Source organism: Pseudomonas sp. M2 (assembly GCF_015751845.1).
Taxonomy (GTDB): domain Bacteria; phylum Pseudomonadota; class Gammaproteobacteria; order Pseudomonadales; family Pseudomonadaceae; genus Aquipseudomonas; species Aquipseudomonas putida_E.
The window spans coordinates 25,005-38,449 of the sequence record NZ_JADOUD010000001.1; the positions used below are offsets into that span (position 1 = coordinate 25,005).

General features: G+C 60.0%; 29 protein-coding genes. 12 read left to right on the forward strand and 17 right to left on the reverse strand.

The annotated features are described in order from the left end of the window. Positions 1-7 precede the first annotated feature (7 nt). The 16 genes from IWW33_RS00145 to IWW33_RS00215 form a co-directional block, all read right to left on the reverse strand. Entirely contained in the window at positions 8-553 is a 546-nt protein-coding gene (locus IWW33_RS00145; protein ID WP_196914139.1) for a hypothetical protein, read from the reverse strand. Beyond that, positions 550-672 carry a hypothetical protein gene (locus IWW33_RS26830; RefSeq protein ID WP_281072841.1) on the reverse strand — a complete coding sequence of 41 codons (123 nt, stop codon included), beginning with the start codon at positions 670-672 and terminating at the stop codon, positions 550-552. Before IWW33_RS26830 ends, IWW33_RS00145 begins: the two co-directional genes overlap by 4 nt. Continuing rightward, positions 669-935: a hypothetical protein gene (locus IWW33_RS00150; RefSeq protein ID WP_196914140.1), complete on the reverse strand. Its 267-nt coding sequence runs from the start codon at positions 933-935 to the stop codon at positions 669-671. The genes IWW33_RS26830 and IWW33_RS00150 overlap by 4 nt, the downstream gene beginning before the upstream one ends. Beyond that, positions 932-1,510: a recombination protein NinG gene (locus IWW33_RS00155; RefSeq protein WP_196914141.1), complete on the reverse strand. Its 579-nt coding sequence runs from the start codon at positions 1,508-1,510 to the stop codon at positions 932-934. Before IWW33_RS00155 ends, IWW33_RS00150 begins: the two co-directional genes overlap by 4 nt. Beyond that, positions 1,507-1,977 (reverse strand): hypothetical protein, encoded by a 471-nt coding sequence (locus IWW33_RS00160; protein ID WP_196914142.1) that lies wholly within the window; start codon positions 1,975-1,977, stop codon positions 1,507-1,509. Before IWW33_RS00160 ends, IWW33_RS00155 begins: the two co-directional genes overlap by 4 nt. Next, positions 1,974-2,258, reverse strand: coding sequence for a hypothetical protein (locus IWW33_RS00165; protein ID WP_196914143.1), 285 nt, complete (start codon positions 2,256-2,258; stop codon positions 1,974-1,976). Before IWW33_RS00165 ends, IWW33_RS00160 begins: the two co-directional genes overlap by 4 nt. Beyond that, positions 2,255-2,464 (reverse strand): hypothetical protein, encoded by a 210-nt coding sequence (locus IWW33_RS00170; protein WP_196914144.1) that lies wholly within the window; start codon positions 2,462-2,464, stop codon positions 2,255-2,257. The genes IWW33_RS00165 and IWW33_RS00170 overlap by 4 nt, the downstream gene beginning before the upstream one ends. Beyond that, on the reverse strand, positions 2,464-3,225 hold the full coding sequence (locus IWW33_RS00175; RefSeq protein WP_196914145.1) for a replication protein P: 762 nt from the start codon (positions 3,223-3,225) through the stop codon (positions 2,464-2,466). The genes IWW33_RS00170 and IWW33_RS00175 overlap by 1 nt, the downstream gene beginning before the upstream one ends. Continuing rightward, complete coding sequence (locus IWW33_RS00180; protein ID WP_196914146.1) at positions 3,222-4,001, reverse strand: helix-turn-helix domain-containing protein; 780 nt, start codon at positions 3,999-4,001, stop codon at positions 3,222-3,224. Before IWW33_RS00180 ends, IWW33_RS00175 begins: the two co-directional genes overlap by 4 nt. Continuing rightward, complete coding sequence (locus tag IWW33_RS26565; RefSeq protein WP_231386133.1) at positions 3,998-4,474, reverse strand: hypothetical protein; 477 nt, start codon at positions 4,472-4,474, stop codon at positions 3,998-4,000. The genes IWW33_RS00180 and IWW33_RS26565 overlap by 4 nt, the downstream gene beginning before the upstream one ends. Then, positions 4,471-5,262, reverse strand: coding sequence for a Rha family transcriptional regulator (locus IWW33_RS00190; RefSeq protein WP_231386134.1), 792 nt, complete (start codon positions 5,260-5,262; stop codon positions 4,471-4,473). Before IWW33_RS00190 ends, IWW33_RS26565 begins: the two co-directional genes overlap by 4 nt. Positions 5,263-5,389: 127 nt before the next feature. Then, the gene (locus tag IWW33_RS00195; protein WP_196914148.1) at positions 5,390-5,602 is read right to left on the reverse strand and encodes a hypothetical protein; all 213 of its coding nucleotides are present in this window, start codon (positions 5,600-5,602) and stop codon (positions 5,390-5,392) included. 20 nt (positions 5,603-5,622) lie between these two features. Further along, a complete protein-coding gene (locus tag IWW33_RS00200) occupies positions 5,623-5,829 on the reverse strand; it encodes a hypothetical protein (RefSeq protein ID WP_027907143.1) in 207 nt (68 codons plus the stop codon). A gap of 62 nt (positions 5,830-5,891) precedes the next feature. Next, positions 5,892-6,071 carry a hypothetical protein gene (locus tag IWW33_RS00205; RefSeq protein ID WP_196914149.1) on the reverse strand — a complete coding sequence of 60 codons (180 nt, stop codon included), beginning with the start codon at positions 6,069-6,071 and terminating at the stop codon, positions 5,892-5,894. 18 nt (positions 6,072-6,089) lie between these two features. Next, positions 6,090-6,278 (reverse strand): hypothetical protein, encoded by a 189-nt coding sequence (locus IWW33_RS00210; protein WP_004573832.1) that lies wholly within the window; start codon positions 6,276-6,278, stop codon positions 6,090-6,092. A gap of 30 nt (positions 6,279-6,308) precedes the next feature. Beyond that, positions 6,309-6,506 (reverse strand): Cro/CI family transcriptional regulator, encoded by a 198-nt coding sequence (locus tag IWW33_RS00215; protein ID WP_045195692.1) that lies wholly within the window; start codon positions 6,504-6,506, stop codon positions 6,309-6,311. A 116-nt stretch (positions 6,507-6,622) separates the two neighbouring features. Here IWW33_RS00215 and IWW33_RS00220 point away from each other — a divergent pair, with 116 nt between their 5' ends. After that, entirely contained in the window at positions 6,623-7,426 is an 804-nt protein-coding gene (locus IWW33_RS00220; protein ID WP_196914150.1) for a LexA family transcriptional regulator, read from the forward strand. Between the two features lie 72 nt (positions 7,427-7,498). Beyond that, positions 7,499-7,990 carry a hypothetical protein gene (locus tag IWW33_RS00225; protein WP_196914151.1) on the forward strand — a complete coding sequence of 164 codons (492 nt, stop codon included), beginning with the start codon at positions 7,499-7,501 and terminating at the stop codon, positions 7,988-7,990. 53 nt (positions 7,991-8,043) lie between these two features. On the opposite strand, the gene IWW33_RS00230 is transcribed toward IWW33_RS00225, so the two are convergent. After that, positions 8,044-8,652 carry a hypothetical protein gene (locus tag IWW33_RS00230; protein ID WP_196914152.1) on the reverse strand — a complete coding sequence of 203 codons (609 nt, stop codon included), beginning with the start codon at positions 8,650-8,652 and terminating at the stop codon, positions 8,044-8,046. 519 nt (positions 8,653-9,171) lie between these two features. Between IWW33_RS00230 and IWW33_RS00235 the strand changes: the two genes are divergently transcribed. The 10 genes from IWW33_RS00235 (at position 9,172) to IWW33_RS00280 (ending at position 13,390) form a co-directional block, all read left to right on the forward strand. Next, positions 9,172-9,636, forward strand: a complete 465-nt coding sequence (locus IWW33_RS00235; protein WP_196914153.1) for a hypothetical protein — start codon at positions 9,172-9,174, stop codon at positions 9,634-9,636. Positions 9,637-9,878: 242 nt separating this feature from the next. After that, complete coding sequence (locus IWW33_RS00240) at positions 9,879-10,088, forward strand: hypothetical protein (protein WP_071984530.1); 210 nt, start codon at positions 9,879-9,881, stop codon at positions 10,086-10,088. Positions 10,089-10,842: 754 nt separating this feature from the next. Next, complete coding sequence (locus tag IWW33_RS00245) at positions 10,843-11,193, forward strand: hypothetical protein (RefSeq protein WP_231386135.1); 351 nt, start codon at positions 10,843-10,845, stop codon at positions 11,191-11,193. Further along, positions 11,190-11,450 (forward strand): hypothetical protein, encoded by a 261-nt coding sequence (locus tag IWW33_RS00250; protein ID WP_196914154.1) that lies wholly within the window; start codon positions 11,190-11,192, stop codon positions 11,448-11,450. The genes IWW33_RS00245 and IWW33_RS00250 overlap by 4 nt, the downstream gene beginning before the upstream one ends. 120 nt (positions 11,451-11,570) lie before the next feature. Further along, positions 11,571-12,098, forward strand: coding sequence for a hypothetical protein (locus tag IWW33_RS00255; protein WP_196914155.1), 528 nt, complete (start codon positions 11,571-11,573; stop codon positions 12,096-12,098). Then, positions 12,095-12,343 (forward strand): hypothetical protein, encoded by a 249-nt coding sequence (locus IWW33_RS00260; RefSeq protein ID WP_196914156.1) that lies wholly within the window; start codon positions 12,095-12,097, stop codon positions 12,341-12,343. The genes IWW33_RS00255 and IWW33_RS00260 overlap by 4 nt, the downstream gene beginning before the upstream one ends. A 12-nt stretch (positions 12,344-12,355) precedes the next feature. Further along, on the forward strand, positions 12,356-12,772 hold the full coding sequence (locus IWW33_RS00265) for a hypothetical protein (protein WP_196914157.1): 417 nt from the start codon (positions 12,356-12,358) through the stop codon (positions 12,770-12,772). Further along, a complete protein-coding gene (locus IWW33_RS00270; protein ID WP_186703268.1) occupies positions 12,769-12,960 on the forward strand; it encodes a hypothetical protein in 192 nt (63 codons plus the stop codon). Before IWW33_RS00265 ends, IWW33_RS00270 begins: the two co-directional genes overlap by 4 nt. Then, the gene (locus IWW33_RS00275) at positions 12,957-13,172 is read left to right on the forward strand and encodes a hypothetical protein (protein ID WP_070572859.1); all 216 of its coding nucleotides are present in this window, start codon (positions 12,957-12,959) and stop codon (positions 13,170-13,172) included. Before IWW33_RS00270 ends, IWW33_RS00275 begins: the two co-directional genes overlap by 4 nt. Next, positions 13,169-13,390, forward strand: a complete 222-nt coding sequence (locus tag IWW33_RS00280; RefSeq protein ID WP_196914158.1) for a hypothetical protein — start codon at positions 13,169-13,171, stop codon at positions 13,388-13,390. The genes IWW33_RS00275 and IWW33_RS00280 overlap by 4 nt, the downstream gene beginning before the upstream one ends. Positions 13,391-13,445: the final 55 nt, after the last annotated feature.

Here is a 13,445-nt window from a genome sequence, read left to right on the forward strand (position 1 = left end):
CTCGCCGTCAAGCGACACTTGCCACCAAAAGGCCTTCATGGTCGAGAATGTGCTGGGCCTCGACCAGGGCGGCGTCTACCTCGCGCTCCAGAGCCTTGCGGATATCGCGCCTCCAGCGCTCCTGAGTCTTGATCGGGTGCGGCTCATTGCTCCAGTTGTCCATCTCGTACCAGGCGGCTGGCAGGACGCTGGTACTGCGCTTACCGTCCACACCTGGCAGCTTAGGCATAGCCCAAGTCAGGATCGCGCAGTGGCGGAAACGCTCTGGCGCCGGCGAGCGATGAGAACGAGTGATTTCCTCGATCGCTGCATGCTTCCTGTCGACGTGTGTCGAGTACTTCGCCACCAGGTGCCGCCAGTGCTCCGCTGTGAGGTTTTTGTGCAGTCTGCTGAACACCATGCAATCGAAGAGGAAAGCCGCCTCCTTGCCCACGATGGCGCCCTTCTGCTTGGCCGCTTGAACCTTCGGCTCGAAGTCACAGCCGCCCGCGCTGTTAATTGTCTCAGCCGCCAGGGCGCGAACCACAGCTGATACCACGTTCTGATAGCTCATTCGCCCTTCTCCTTCTTCATCCGATCCGATACGCGCATGGCGCGCCAAACGCACAAGTTGCTTGCCACGATCAACGCCAGCACGAGGATGTGCGCTGCGTCATTCCAATCCCAGGTCATGCAGCACCCCTCCTCTCCATCTGCTGCTCGCAGCGCTTGCAGCGAACCCAGTTACCCGCCTCAAACATCGGCATCTTCTCGGTGCTGATTGCATCGAGCCCGCAGAGCGAGTGCCAGGAAGTGGCCACCCCTTGGCCATCCACGGCCGGCAGGTCGAATTCCTTTTCGAAGTAGTGCGCCATACCCGTGATCGGGAACATCGGTTTCAACCAGCCTTCTGGGGCCTGGGTTGGCGGCCCGCCAATCATTGCGACCTTGCTCATGCGGCCTCCTTTAGCTGCTTGACCTTGGCCCGATACAGAGCCTTGATGCCCTTGAGTTCGTCGATGGTGTAGCGCTGGGCCTTATGAGGGCCTTCCAGCCAGGCAACCTGCTCGGCGCCTATGCGCTGCACGAGGTTGATCCGGTAGTTCACGATGTCGCCCGACTTGTGCTGGTTACAGGGCACGCATTGCTTGTGGCAGTTGAGCGGCTCGAAGCGCAGCTCAGGGTTTCCGCCAACGGTGCGGTAGTGCCCTGCGTCGTACTTGCCCTGGTGGTGCCGGCCGCAGCTGATGCACGGCTGCGCTTCGTCGCGCAGACGGACCCACAGGTTGAACACCGCCTGGGCTTCACGTACGTAATCGGCTCGGCTCTTGAGCTTCTGCTTGCGCACTTGGATCTCGCGGCGTTCACGCTGGGCAATAGCCTTGCGAGCTACCTGCTGGTTCTCCGGCTTCTTCGCCAGCTCCAGTGCGCACTGCACGCCGCAGGCCTTCTGCGTCGACAGCGATGGCCGGAATTTCGTCCCGCAGGCCTTGCAGGTCTTCTGCTTCACTTCCTTGAGAACTGTCCTCACGCAGCGGCCTCCCCCAGTAGGTCCGCGAAGTGCACGCCGCGCGCGGCGAATTCCTCGACGATCCGGTCCGTGTACTGGCAGCCCTGAGCGCGGTCGAAAAGACGGGTCACCGGGAAGCCATCCGGCCCGAACATGGCGCAAGGGCCCATCAGGCGAAGCTTGACGTCGTAATCCAAGTGGATAAACGACTCAGCCCAGCCGGTGCGAAACTCGGCGCAGCCCGCGCGCATGATCGGCACCCCCAGGTGCAGCTTGCAGTAACGGCGAACGTCCTCGATGTCACCCATCTCGGTGCTCTTGGCGATTCGCTCGTACATGGCGAACCACAGGGCGTTCTGGTCCAGAGTGCGGTCCTTACCCGGGCGCATGCTCACGACCACGAACTTCTTGTCTCGGTACAGACGGGTCAGCATGGTGATGGCCTCGGATAGCTTGGCCTGGCTGTTGACGCTGATCTTCTCGGTCATGGCGCCACCTCGTTCACCAGCGATTCTGCTTTCTCGTCAGCGCGCATCACGTGCTTAGCGCGTGAACAGTCCAGATTGCCGTAGCCGCTGACGCTGTACCCGATCAGCTGCATGAGCTGGGAACGGTCATCCTTTTCGTAATCGCGCATGGCGATCTCATTCAGGCCGAATCCATGCTTCTGGCAAAGGTCGAGCATGTCGCTGATGATCTGATTTGCCTTGAAGCGGATAACGCCGTCGGCCGCAACCACGACAGGCTGCATGGGTTGTCTCTTGCTCATGGCTTCTCCTCGAGCTTGTTCATCAGCCAGGCGGTGGGGATGGCGGCCAGCAGGATCGACGGGCCTGCCATGATCGCCAGCTTCGCGGGCCACGACAGATCCAGTGACACGGCAAACCTGACCCACAGGGTGAAGGCCGCAGATGCAGCGATGATCACGGTCGGTACCAGCACGATCATCAGCACGGCTTTGAGGTAGGTACGCATCACACCCCCTCCCCGGCCGGCTGCCCGGCGCGCTTGATGTTCAACTTGGCCAGCAGGTGTGCACGGCACGCGGCGGCGCTGGTTGGGATCTGCTGGAGGTCCAGCAGACGGGCCTGGCGCTGGCTGGCGTACTCGTCGGCCAGCTCGCTCAGGCTCTTCTGGCTGTCGTGTCCGATGCCGGCGGCGATGTCGCCCAGGGGCTCGCCGGCGACCAGCATGCGAATGGTGATGTCGTAAGCCCGGGCGAACACCTTCTCGGCCCGCTCCACCTCCATTGACCCAAGGTTCTGGGCTTCACACTGCAGGGCCGCGTGGCGCACCGCTGCGTGCGTCCAAACGCGTGACCCTGCCCTGCTGGGGTGGAAATTCTCCAGCGCCTCCGCTAGGGCCCGTGCAAGCGGCGGAATGCCCATTTCTTCCGGGGTCGGCTGGCACAGCTTGATGAACTTGCCGCTGCTCGGGGCGAAGTCGGTACCCAGCACCCGGCACTTCTGGATGCCGAAGCGGATCTGCTCGAGTGTGTTGATGCCCGCGGCCACAAACGACTTGATCCAGCTGCGCTTGGCAGCCTTCAGCGCGTCATCGTCTGGCCAGGCCTGCTTCCACGCCGGGAAGATGGCCTGCAGCTCCTTGAACAGGGCGTTGACCACTTCGGTGGTGCCTGGGTCCAACTGCTTGGCCGGGGTGTGCGCCTCGGCGGGCAGGTTGCGGGCCGTGGCCATGATCTGCGTCACGCTGCGCAGTTTCGGTTGTGCGGTCATAAGGCCCCCAGGTCGTTTGCCCAAGTGGTGTCGCTGAAGTCGGGACCGTTTCGGCGCGGGCCCTGCTGAGCACCCGGTAGCACCTTCTCCGGGAACAAGCCGGTCCAGCCGTTGCTGATGGACTGGTTGATCACGGCGTCAGGTGCATGGTGCTTGGCCAGCTGGGCGGCCTGCCGCTCGCATGAGGTCTTGGTCAGTCGCTTTCCGATCTCCTTGCGGTGCTGGCACCAGTCGGCCCAAATGGAGTCGCTCACGTTGGCCGGTTTGCAGGTCAGCGGGTCAAACTTCGGAGCCTTCTTCGCGGCAGCTGGAGCGTCAGCGACAGAGGCCTTCGGTTCTTTGATGGTTAATTGATGGTTTATTGATGGATTGGGTGCAGCTCCTGCACCCCGTTCTGTCGTGGTTTGCACCCCGTTCTGTCGTGAGCTGCACCCCGTTGTGTCGCCATTTGCACCCCGTTCGGAACCGGGTGCAGCTGTTGCACCCCGTTCTACGCACAGGTCATAGACGGTTGGGCGGCGGTCGTGACGATCAATGTAGGCACCGGCAATGGCCTGATTCCCAAGGCGAATCACCCCGATCTCCAGCAGGTGGTCGAGCTTGTACTTCACCGTGCGGATGGAGAGGCCGGTGTCATCGCTGATACTGGCGGAGGACGGAAAAGCCCCTCGGCCGTTCTTGTCGGCATAGTTGGCCAGGACCAGCAGCACGTAGCGCGCAGTGGCGTCCACGATGTCGCGCTGCTCCAGGGCCCAGGACATGGATTGAACGCTCATTGGCCGCGCTCCTTGTCTTTCTCCGCGCGGCGCTTGTCGCGGTAGGCGTAAACCTCTTCCAGGCCTTCCTCGATCTTCACCACCTCACGGTCGAAGTAGGCCTGGGCCTGCGTTTCTTCTTCCGGAGGCAGCTCGCCTGGGCCGGCCAGGCCATTCCAGATCCACTGCATCGCGGCGTCGGCACCCTTGCCGTGCTGCCACTCGACAACAGAGGCGCGCATACCGAGCAGGTAGCGACCGAACATCAAGTCCAGTTCCTTGACCTGCATTCGCACGTCTTCCGCTTCGATCTCCTGCGTCTGTTCTCGGATCTTCAGGCGCCCAAGCTCTGCCACCATTGCCTGGATAAGCTCAGGCTTGCAGGCAGACTCGAAAGCTGCCCAGCGGTTGAGCATTTCAACGGTGGTGCCTTTCCCGTGGATCGCTGATGCCAGTTCGTCCAGACGCTTCAGTTGCTCGACGTCGATGCTCATGCTGCACCCCGCACGGCCTTGTCGTGGGTGTGCAGGCCGTCCCAGTTCTTCTTCATGGGCAGCTCACCAGCCAGGTACAGCTCGTACAGGCGCACGGCCCCCTTACGCAGCAGGATTGGCGTGTAGCTGATGAACGCCTCGCGCCCGTGCGGGGTGATCTCCTGCTGGTGCTCGGTCATGTACTTGTCGCGGGCGTAGGCGGCGACGCGGTACCTGGTACCGGACTTGCTCTCGTTGTAGAGCCAGTTGCGGCGCTCAAGGAAGTGCCCGACCTGCATCACGTTGACCCCATTGAGGCCCTTGCAGAACTGGACGTGGCTCATGCCTTCCTTGAACAGGTTCTCCAGGTGGTCGATCTTCTTGGCCTGGGCCTCGACCTGCACGGTGAGAAGGACGCGGGCTTTCTCCGACTCCAGGGCCATCTGGAGGATTTCCAGCTTGCTCAAGTCGGTGGGCGCCGGCGTGACCTGGGCTTCGAGTTCGCGCCAACGTTTAATGACGGCCATGCGCATAGCGGCGCTGTAGCCGGTAAGCAGGCAGTCGGTGTGCTCACGGTCCAGGCAATACTCGCGCCGAGCCCGGTTTTGCGAGTCGAAATAGATCTGTCCAAACTTGGACGCATCTTCTTTCAGGTCGCCAAGCATCTTCTCGATGTCGCGCTTGACGTGCTGATGCTGCTTTCCAGTCAGTTCAGCGATTTCGCGCGACGACATCGTGCGCGCCACGAAATCGTGGTTCGCATTTTGTGGCGCGGGCCGGTTGAGGGCCTGTACACTTTGGGTCTGCATATGCATAATTCCCTTCACAAGTTGTGTATTGCAGAGAGCCGGGCCGCAATCCCGGCTTTTTTGTCTCTGCGATTTGGCGTCCCTTTTGAGGGACTGGCGCCTGGGTCCCTAATTAGGGTTCGGACGGTTACCTTGGCGCCGCGAACGGCACCACGTTGTTGCTCTTGGGCTTTCCCCGCTGACCGAGGAAGTGCGCGGTCCTTTTCAGGATCTGCGCGGCCAGCTCATCGGTGCTCACACCGACCTCCTCCGCCCAGGCTTCCAGGTCCGCGAAGTCATTCCGGCGGAACCGGGCGATCTCCACGTCGTGCTGCTGTACTGCTTCGTTTGCAGGCGACATTCGTCCTCCCCTGGACCCATTCAGGCCCTGGCCTTCTTCTCGTTGATCAGCGGCAGGTGGCCGTGCTCTTTCTTGAACGCCAGCGCGGCCAGGATGATTTCCCGGGCCAGCACGCTGTGCTGAGCCTTGAGCTCCAGGGCATACCCCTTCAGCTCGTTGAAGTCCTCGTCATCCAAGCGAACCTTGACCTGGTGGTCGTGGCGGTGAGCTTTGTCGTCGTAGGCCATCGGGTGATCCCCTGCTCGCTGGGTGAGTCGTTCGGGCTTATCAGTTACGTGTTAGGGCCGGTTCAGGCCCTGCGATGGAATGGTGTTACGGTTCCCCGCGTGAAGCGGAGCTTGGTTCGGCTGGCCAGCTCTCGATCGATCATTTCTGCAGCGAGGGCTTCAGGGGTCATTCCCCGTCGTTCAGCTTCCCGCTCGAGCTTCTCCATCAAGTGCTGATCCAGACCGACCTCTTGGATCGGCATAGGGCCTCCTCGCGGCCTTCAGGCTGCGGTTTGATCGCCGGTATTCTCCGAAGCCAGGGCAGCTAGCTGCGCTTCCAGCAGTTCTCGGCACAGCACGGCACGCTGGGTGCGGTGATACGCGGCTAACGCCTGGATCAGGTTGAATGTGTCCTCGTCGACCCGGACCTTGATCTCGCGGTCGTGCAGGTGCTTGGGGTTGGCGTACATGCGGGGACGGCTCCTTGCTGTTGGGAATGGTTATGCGGCTGACTTTCGGGCTGGGATCGGGCGAATCTCGTTCGCCTCAATGTGGCCGTCGTCATAAATCGTGATTCGGATATCCCGCTTGGCGCGGAACATCTGGGATACGGCGCTTTGCTGGATCCCCAGGGCCTTGGCGAGGTCGCTCTGGGTTCCTTGCTCGGCCAGGTAATCCTCAAGGGATACAGTCTTCATCTGGTCTGCCTCATAGGGGTTTATCTGGATATTAGCACTGCTGTTTTACACTTTTCAAGGACAAAGAGTAGCAGTGCTGTTTGCTAAAGAAGCAGCGCTGCTACTAAATCACGCGCATGAAGAAACCGATCAGAACCCCTCTTTCTGCTGAACAGCTCGCGGATGCGAAGCGGCTGCACGACATCTACAAAAAGCGCGCGAAGGAATCCAGGGAAGATCCGTCAAAGCCGCCCCTCACCCAGACTGAGGTGGGCGAACGTTGCGAGTGGAGATCTCCCCAGAGCACAGTGAGCCAATACATGACTGGCAAGGTCGCACTCAATCTTGAGGCGCTGGTCAAGCTGTCGGAGGCTCTCGACTTCGAGCCCGCCGAGGTGAGCCCTACTCTTGCAGCAGGAATCCGGCGCGCATCTTCGTTTGTGCACCCCGATCATGAGGCGCCTGCGGCGAATTCCCCCCTGCCAGTGTCTGCCGATGTTCCTGAGTCGGAAGACGATCGCTATGCGTTCGTGCCTCAGTACGACGCCAAGGCGGCAGCAGGCCTGGGCAGCGAGAACCCTCATGTCGAGATCCGTTCGACTTTGGCCTTCAAGCGCGACTGGCTGAAGGTCAAAGGCGCCAAGGCTGATCAGCTGATCGTGATCTACGCCGAGGGGCAGAGCATGTGGCCGACCATCAATGACCGCGACGTGCTGCTGATTGATCGGTCCCGCGTTGAGCCGGTCGACCGCCAGGTGTTCGTCCTGGCCGGTGCGGACGGAACGATCGTGAAGCGCCTCGTGCAGGCGCCTTTCGGCAAGTGGATCCTTCGCAGCGACAACGATGACAAGGAACAGTACCCCGACCGGTACTTCTTCCGTTGCGAGGACAATGAGCACCGAATAATTGGGCAGGTAATCTGGCGCGGCGGCGACCTCTGACGATGCACTTGCGTGATGGCACGAAGCCACAATGGTAGGGTGGCGGCTCAACCAAAAAGGGCCTGTTTCACGATGAAGAAAGTATGGATACCTCTGGCGCTGTCTCTTGCTCTGTCTGCGTGCGCCATCCCTCAACAGCAAGCAGTGCCAAGGGTGCCATTCCCGGCATCAGAATACGATGCACTCCCCAAAACCGGGACAGGATCACTGACCGGGCAAGTCTTTATGCGCACAGTTGGCGGCGACGTTAAATTTGGCGCCGGCAGCGATGTCCATCTGCAACCGGTTACCTCGTACTCACAGCAGTGGTATGAAGTAAATTACCTAGGCGGCCAGCCTCTAGCGCCGGCCGACCCGCGCGCATCTCAAGGGCTGCTGACCACCCAGGCTGATGGCAACGGCAACTTCAGTTTCTCTAGCGTGCCACCGGGAAAATACTTCCTGAGCTCGACCGTCAGTTGGCAAGCTCCATCCCAGTATGGCCTGCTGCCGCAAGGCGGGGTGGTTGCCAAGATCATTACAATATCGAATGACTCGCAATCTCGAGAAATGCTCACAAAGTAGGCCGGCATTGAACTAGAAGCCCGCCCATCACGGCGGGCTTTTTGCTGTGTGCATCACAGGGACTCTGGATTGATTCCGATGGCCCTTAGCGATTCGGCCAGCGTAGGGTCGATTGCTGCCTCACCTGTTGTTGAAGCTGCCTGATTGATGCCAACCGTCCGGTACTTCAAGACCTGCCCGGCAAGCATCTGCTTCAGGATTTTCTTGGCCTTCTCACCACCAGTGACAGTGTATGGACTCATCAACTGAGTCATATTGAGCATTGCCTGATCCTGGGCCTGCTTGACCATAGCAGCCTGCTCGGTCGGCAGGTTTACAGCGTACTGGGGTGCCGAAGGCATCATGCTCACAGGGGTTTCCTGAGGCGTAATAGTCCAGGCCTCATTCTGGTCGATGCGCAGTTGGACTGTCCCAACTGGAATCTTGAACCGGCCTCCGGACATCAGTCCCACGTAGATCTCATCACCCTCCTTTCGCACAACTGGATAGAAGTGAAGCGACCTGGTCACGATTGAGCCCGAGGCCGGGAACTCGCTCGTGGTAACCATCATCGTGGTCTTATCCGTGAACTCGTCAGTAGTGCCAGTGGCCTGCCACGTTGGCCCCGCTGCGCATCCGCCGAGCGCAACAGCTGCCGCTAACACCGCGATGATCCCTTTCATTCCAGTCTCCACGTTTTTGGTCGGCGCATTGTAGCAGAGCGCCACCACCGCCCACGGTATTCAGGTAAGGGGCTTTTGTTGGCTCACATAAAAAATAACAGCACTGCTGTTGACTCACCAATAACAGCAGTGCTACTTTTGTTTCACGCAGTCACCGAACAGGGACTGCGGAGGCCCTCAAGCCGACCGCTCTTTACACATTGATGGGAACCTCGCGGATCGATCCCGGCAACGGCACAGCGCGAGCAATAAATTCGATCCCCATGCCAGCTCTGGAACTGGTGAATAGACCGCATTGCCTCTACCGGCGACCGGCGATCAGACAGCCCCGAAAGGCTGACCACGACAGGGAGAACCCTGTACGGCTGATCGAGAGCGAAAGGCTCGAACCGTTACGCCCAGTAGGCACGAAAGACCCGGCATGCAATGCGCCCCGCCACCCCGGCGGTAATGGGACAGAACGATTTACTGATGCCGGTTCACTGAGCCGGCATTGGAAATCAACTGGAGGAACGCAGCATGAAACTCGTAGATGCCGTGACCAGCGTCGAGCTGAGTTGGTACAACCGCCGCTGGAACATGCGGCTTCGCGGCGATCAGAAAGCCCGTGACGAGATTCAGGAAGGATTGGTTTACGAGCGATTCGGCCGGCTCTACCTGGCCCAAAGCGAAGGTCTTGTCGACTACTGCTCGGCAGGTAGCGGTGGAGCGTGTGGTGGAACCTTCAAGATGCGCGATGGCAGCGTAGAGGAGGTCACTGGAGCCTGGAGCAGCAACCCAGGCGATGTATTCAAAACTGCCGGGGTCGACACAGTCTCGACCAGCTTCAATGGCTTGGTCATTTCAATCTCGCTTGAGGCACTTCGCGAGCTTGCCCACCGCTTCAACTTCGTGATCGACGAGACCACGGACGCCTATCGGTACAACGTTTCGCCGGTACCTCAAGCGGAGAAGATCACACTTGAGCGGCGTTACTTAAACTGAGCAGACGATTGCCCGGTGCGCCTCAAGCGGGGCGCATCAGGGGGAATCCACTGGAGATAGCTATGCGAATAGTGAGAGTGAAGTTCAAGCCAGACACGAAAGAGGGTCGCGATATCTGCGACGCCATCAGCAAGGCCGAGGGTAGCGAGCTGCTTCAAGCGGCTCTGCGGAACCATCTGCAGTCTGCTATGCGCGAAGGCCTTCGGTGGCTGACCAGATAATCAACCGCCCTGGAGGGCAGCATGTACTGCACCGATGACGAGATGAAGATCACAAAGACCGGGCGCGTCACCATCACGAAAGACGGCATCAGCGTCGAAGGCTTCAACGTCAAGGGCGCGATGTGCCGAGACGTTGCAGTGATGGCCGCGGCGTGGGCGATTGGCGAGCTGCAACGCGAGATGCTGAAGACCATCGCCAAGCCAGGCGGCGGAAAGATCGGCGTCGACTGATCCCCTGACAGCCGGAAAGACGGCCCGATGCCCTGCTCTCCATCGCAGGCTGCATCGGAGTGTGATCTTCAATCCAGTGGGCGCGACCTGAAAAGGTGACAGCGGCTGGTAGCGCAGCCCAGTCAATAAAACGCAATGAGCGGGCCGGTGTAACTCCGGCCTACCGGACCAGTCGTGGATTGCTGGCCTGGGTGAAACCCGAAGTGGCGATTGACCACAAGATCACACCCCGATGCAGTTTTCATCGATTTAAAGCGCATCAACGTGAGCCTTATGCAGCTTAAGGCGCACCAAAGTAAACCTTAATCGACGTACACGCAGGCGAATCCGGGGCCTACCCGGCCAGACCAGATGCATGTGAGGTAGCGCTCACCGCCTGCACCTAAACACTGAGCTGATCAGTGAGGCTGCTCTCCCGAGCAACCTACCCCTCGACCCTAATCCCGGCGGGTATCAGCAACGGGAAACGCTCGATGTTGGTAGCTTCGAGCGCGGCACCCGCTGTTCCACCAGCGGATCTCAATCACCAGCCTGCAGTGAGCCAAAGGCAGGCCCGATGTTCCTTTAGCGGGGTTCATCGGAAAGCGCTTGGAATCGTCCGGATCAAATGTCGTTACCGGCCATGCGCTTTCCGATGCATCCCGCATCCCCTTCCCTTCACATACGACCGCATTGGCGGGTGCCAGGCTGGCTTTTCACGCCCAGTTTGGTCACTGCGCCTGGCATCCGGCCAATGCGGTCATGAGGACAACCCATGTACCAGCCACCAGAACCATCTGGCGTAGGCCGATGCCTGCACTGTGCAAGCTGCATCGAAGAATCCGAGCAGGTCGGCGGTATCTGCTTCGAGTGCCAACCAACAGAGGCCGGCGAGCAGCCAGCCTTCCCCGTGCAAGCCAGCGAGTACGGCGGGCACGGCACCTGCTTTGGGCTGACGACCCGCGATTACTTTGCGGCCAAGGCCATGAACGGCTATTTGGCCAACGCATGGCAGGCGAAAGAACTGGACGAAACCGGCGATAGCTCAGGCGAGCAAATGCGCATCGTCGCTGAAATCTCCTACGCCATGGCGGATGCAATGCTCGCCGCCCGGGTGAAGCCATGAGCGGCTGGATCAAATGCGCCGACGCCAAGCCGGCAGACGGCCAGGTCGTCGTGGTGTGGCGCAAGTGGCCGAACTGGAACTGCTTCGCTGCCGAGCTGGACTGCTGGCAGGCGGATTCGAGCGATACCGAAGGCGGCGCGTGGTACGAGGCCGAGGAATCCTGCCAGCACATTGAAACCTGTGCTGACGGTCCCGGCGAAGTCGCCCGACCGATCACCACTCACTGGCACCCTCTGCCAGCCGATCCCACCGAGTAACCCACCACCAACCGGACAGGCGAAGAAATGAGAACTCTAGTCCATGGCGTAGGAATCAATGACGGGGATTGGGGCGGCCATGGCTGCACTGACGATCAGCGTTACAGGACCTGGGGTCACATGCTTGAGCGCTGCTACTCGCCACGGTATCTCGCTCAGCATCCAACCTATCAAGGCTGCCCGGTTGATCCCGAATGGCTCAGGTTCTCCGGTTTCAAGAGCTGGATGGACTCCCAGCGTTGGGATGGGATGGTTCTCGATAAAGACCTGCTGGTCATCGGGAACAAGATCTACAGCCCTGAAACCTGCCTGTTCGTACCGCCATGGATCAACTCTCTACTAGCCAATCTCTCGACGAAAAACAGAAATCTTCCCATGGGGGTTCATATGCATGGGAAGAGCTTCAGGGCTAGGTACAAAAGCTTCGGGAAGACCACAAGTATCGGGATTTTTGACAGCGCGGAAGATGCGCATATCGCGTACCGAATCCACAGGCTTGGCGAGATCAAGACCCGCGTGGACCTCTATTGCGATAGCAGAGATGCCGACCCGGTGATATGCGCAGCTCTTTTGAGGCTGCATGAGCACGAAGCAAATCAGGTCGCCAAGTACCCACCAGTCAAAGCGCGACCACGGAGAAGGCCATGACCGTCACAGTCGAGACTGCTGCCGTCTTCCGTGGCGGCGGTCGCCGCTGGTTCACATTGCGCGCCGCATGCGCAGCTGAGGCGCGGGCGCTGCTCAAAAAGCACTGCGATTGCGACTACTGCGATCACGAAGGCTATGGCAGGGAGCATCTCTACTGCCGACTTCATCACCCCGACCGATACCCGCGAATCATGAAGCGCCTGACGAAAGGCCTCATGCGGCGCTATCGAGCATCCCAACCGTAACTGGAGGCGACCATGGGCGCACTTCGAGCAGCACAATGGCGGTATGACCATGCTGAGCCGGAAGACGACTCGGCGCATCAGGAAGCGGCGCAGCAGTGGATTGAGAACAACGCGGAAAGCCTTGTTGGCGGCTGCGACGTTTTGATCCCGCAGCGCTTTGGTGGCCCGGTTGGCGTCCGCCAAGACCAGTTCGTGGCCAAGGTGGCCGAGCACCTTCGCGCTCTGCAAGAGGCTGAGAAGGACGACCTCAACGCCTTGGCCCTCCTCCTGCTTCAGGCGCAGGCCGGTGGCACAGTGAAAAGCATGGTCCCTGACATCCTTGGCCCAAGCGACCACGTCAACGGCAAGCTCTACGAGATCGCTGAGTCAATGCTTGATGAATACGCCGAGCAGGGCCTGCAGTACGAGGCAGACGAGGCGCGCCTATGAGCCCCCACGTTCTGCTCGACAACGAACTAGAAGCGCTGGCCGACCCATCAACCCCGGTGAGTTGGTCCGTGATGATCCAGAAGCAACTAACCGAAATGATGGCCGACCAGCGCATCACCATCGAAGAGTTCAACCACTACTGCGGGCGCCTCAACAAGATCGTTGATGGGCGCAAGGAGGTTGCATGACTACGCCGATCTTTCCATCGATCATCGACGACCAGGTGGCCGAGGTCGCCCAGGCCGTGCCAGACGATCGAATCCTGTTGGTGTTCAAGGGCCTGACCATGGAGGACGCCATGAATCAGGCGCGCATGGCTCACATCGAGAACCCGGCGGCTTGGTCGGGCCGGGCCTACCTCTGCGGCATGTGCACCCTCGCCTATGAGGTGCGGGCATGAGCGAACGCTACTTCCACAGCAACCTTGACCTGATCAAGTTCAATGAGCGGCTGCGCCATTATCTGGGCGGTGGGTTCCGAGGGTCAATGCACAAAGAGTGCATTCTTGCCTCCATGCGTTCGATCGCGAAGAACCCGCAGTGCCACTGGTATGGCGTCTCAAAGCTCCAGCCAGTTCAAAACTTCAAGCGCATCCCTAAGCCAAGCCTTCCGGGGTGAAACCATGACCAGCTACCAGAAAGCCAAGCGCCTTTACATCCTGCGCGGCTCCTTC

Coding starts and splice junctions, on each gene's coding strand:
- IWW33_RS00145 (WP_196914139.1), bottom strand. CDS start 553: ATGAGCTATCAGAACGTGGTATCAGCTGTGGTTCGCGCCCTGGCGGCT.
- IWW33_RS26830 (WP_281072841.1), bottom strand. CDS start 672: ATGACCTGGGATTGGAATGACGCAGCGCACATCCTCGTGCTGGCGTTG.
- IWW33_RS00150 (WP_196914140.1), bottom strand. CDS start 935: ATGAGCAAGGTCGCAATGATTGGCGGGCCGCCAACCCAGGCCCCAGAA.
- IWW33_RS00160 (WP_196914142.1), bottom strand. CDS start 1,977: ATGACCGAGAAGATCAGCGTCAACAGCCAGGCCAAGCTATCCGAGGCC.
- IWW33_RS00165 (WP_196914143.1), bottom strand. CDS start 2,258: ATGAGCAAGAGACAACCCATGCAGCCTGTCGTGGTTGCGGCCGACGGC.
- IWW33_RS00170 (WP_196914144.1), bottom strand. CDS start 2,464: ATGCGTACCTACCTCAAAGCCGTGCTGATGATCGTGCTGGTACCGACC.
- IWW33_RS00175 (WP_196914145.1), bottom strand. CDS start 3,225: ATGACCGCACAACCGAAACTGCGCAGCGTGACGCAGATCATGGCCACG.
- IWW33_RS00180 (WP_196914146.1), bottom strand. CDS start 4,001: ATGAGCGTTCAATCCATGTCCTGGGCCCTGGAGCAGCGCGACATCGTG.
- IWW33_RS26565 (WP_231386133.1), bottom strand. CDS start 4,474: ATGAGCATCGACGTCGAGCAACTGAAGCGTCTGGACGAACTGGCATCA.
- IWW33_RS00190 (WP_231386134.1), bottom strand. CDS start 5,262: ATGCAGACCCAAAGTGTACAGGCCCTCAACCGGCCCGCGCCACAAAAT.
- IWW33_RS00195 (WP_196914148.1), bottom strand. CDS start 5,602: ATGTCGCCTGCAAACGAAGCAGTACAGCAGCACGACGTGGAGATCGCC.
- IWW33_RS00200 (WP_027907143.1), bottom strand. CDS start 5,829: ATGGCCTACGACGACAAAGCTCACCGCCACGACCACCAGGTCAAGGTT.
- IWW33_RS00205 (WP_196914149.1), bottom strand. CDS start 6,071: ATGCCGATCCAAGAGGTCGGTCTGGATCAGCACTTGATGGAGAAGCTC.
- IWW33_RS00210 (WP_004573832.1), bottom strand. CDS start 6,278: ATGTACGCCAACCCCAAGCACCTGCACGACCGCGAGATCAAGGTCCGG.
- IWW33_RS00215 (WP_045195692.1), bottom strand. CDS start 6,506: ATGAAGACTGTATCCCTTGAGGATTACCTGGCCGAGCAAGGAACCCAG.
- IWW33_RS00220 (WP_196914150.1), top strand. CDS start 6,623: ATGAAGAAACCGATCAGAACCCCTCTTTCTGCTGAACAGCTCGCGGAT.
- IWW33_RS00225 (WP_196914151.1), top strand. CDS start 7,499: ATGAAGAAAGTATGGATACCTCTGGCGCTGTCTCTTGCTCTGTCTGCG.
- IWW33_RS00230 (WP_196914152.1), bottom strand. CDS start 8,652: ATGAAAGGGATCATCGCGGTGTTAGCGGCAGCTGTTGCGCTCGGCGGA.
- IWW33_RS00235 (WP_196914153.1), top strand. CDS start 9,172: ATGAAACTCGTAGATGCCGTGACCAGCGTCGAGCTGAGTTGGTACAAC.
- IWW33_RS00240 (WP_071984530.1), top strand. CDS start 9,879: ATGTACTGCACCGATGACGAGATGAAGATCACAAAGACCGGGCGCGTC.
- IWW33_RS00245 (WP_231386135.1), top strand. CDS start 10,843: ATGTACCAGCCACCAGAACCATCTGGCGTAGGCCGATGCCTGCACTGT.
- IWW33_RS00250 (WP_196914154.1), top strand. CDS start 11,190: ATGAGCGGCTGGATCAAATGCGCCGACGCCAAGCCGGCAGACGGCCAG.
- IWW33_RS00255 (WP_196914155.1), top strand. CDS start 11,571: ATGCTTGAGCGCTGCTACTCGCCACGGTATCTCGCTCAGCATCCAACC.
- IWW33_RS00260 (WP_196914156.1), top strand. CDS start 12,095: ATGACCGTCACAGTCGAGACTGCTGCCGTCTTCCGTGGCGGCGGTCGC.
- IWW33_RS00265 (WP_196914157.1), top strand. CDS start 12,356: ATGGGCGCACTTCGAGCAGCACAATGGCGGTATGACCATGCTGAGCCG.
- IWW33_RS00270 (WP_186703268.1), top strand. CDS start 12,769: ATGAGCCCCCACGTTCTGCTCGACAACGAACTAGAAGCGCTGGCCGAC.
- IWW33_RS00275 (WP_070572859.1), top strand. CDS start 12,957: ATGACTACGCCGATCTTTCCATCGATCATCGACGACCAGGTGGCCGAG.
- IWW33_RS00280 (WP_196914158.1), top strand. CDS start 13,169: ATGAGCGAACGCTACTTCCACAGCAACCTTGACCTGATCAAGTTCAAT.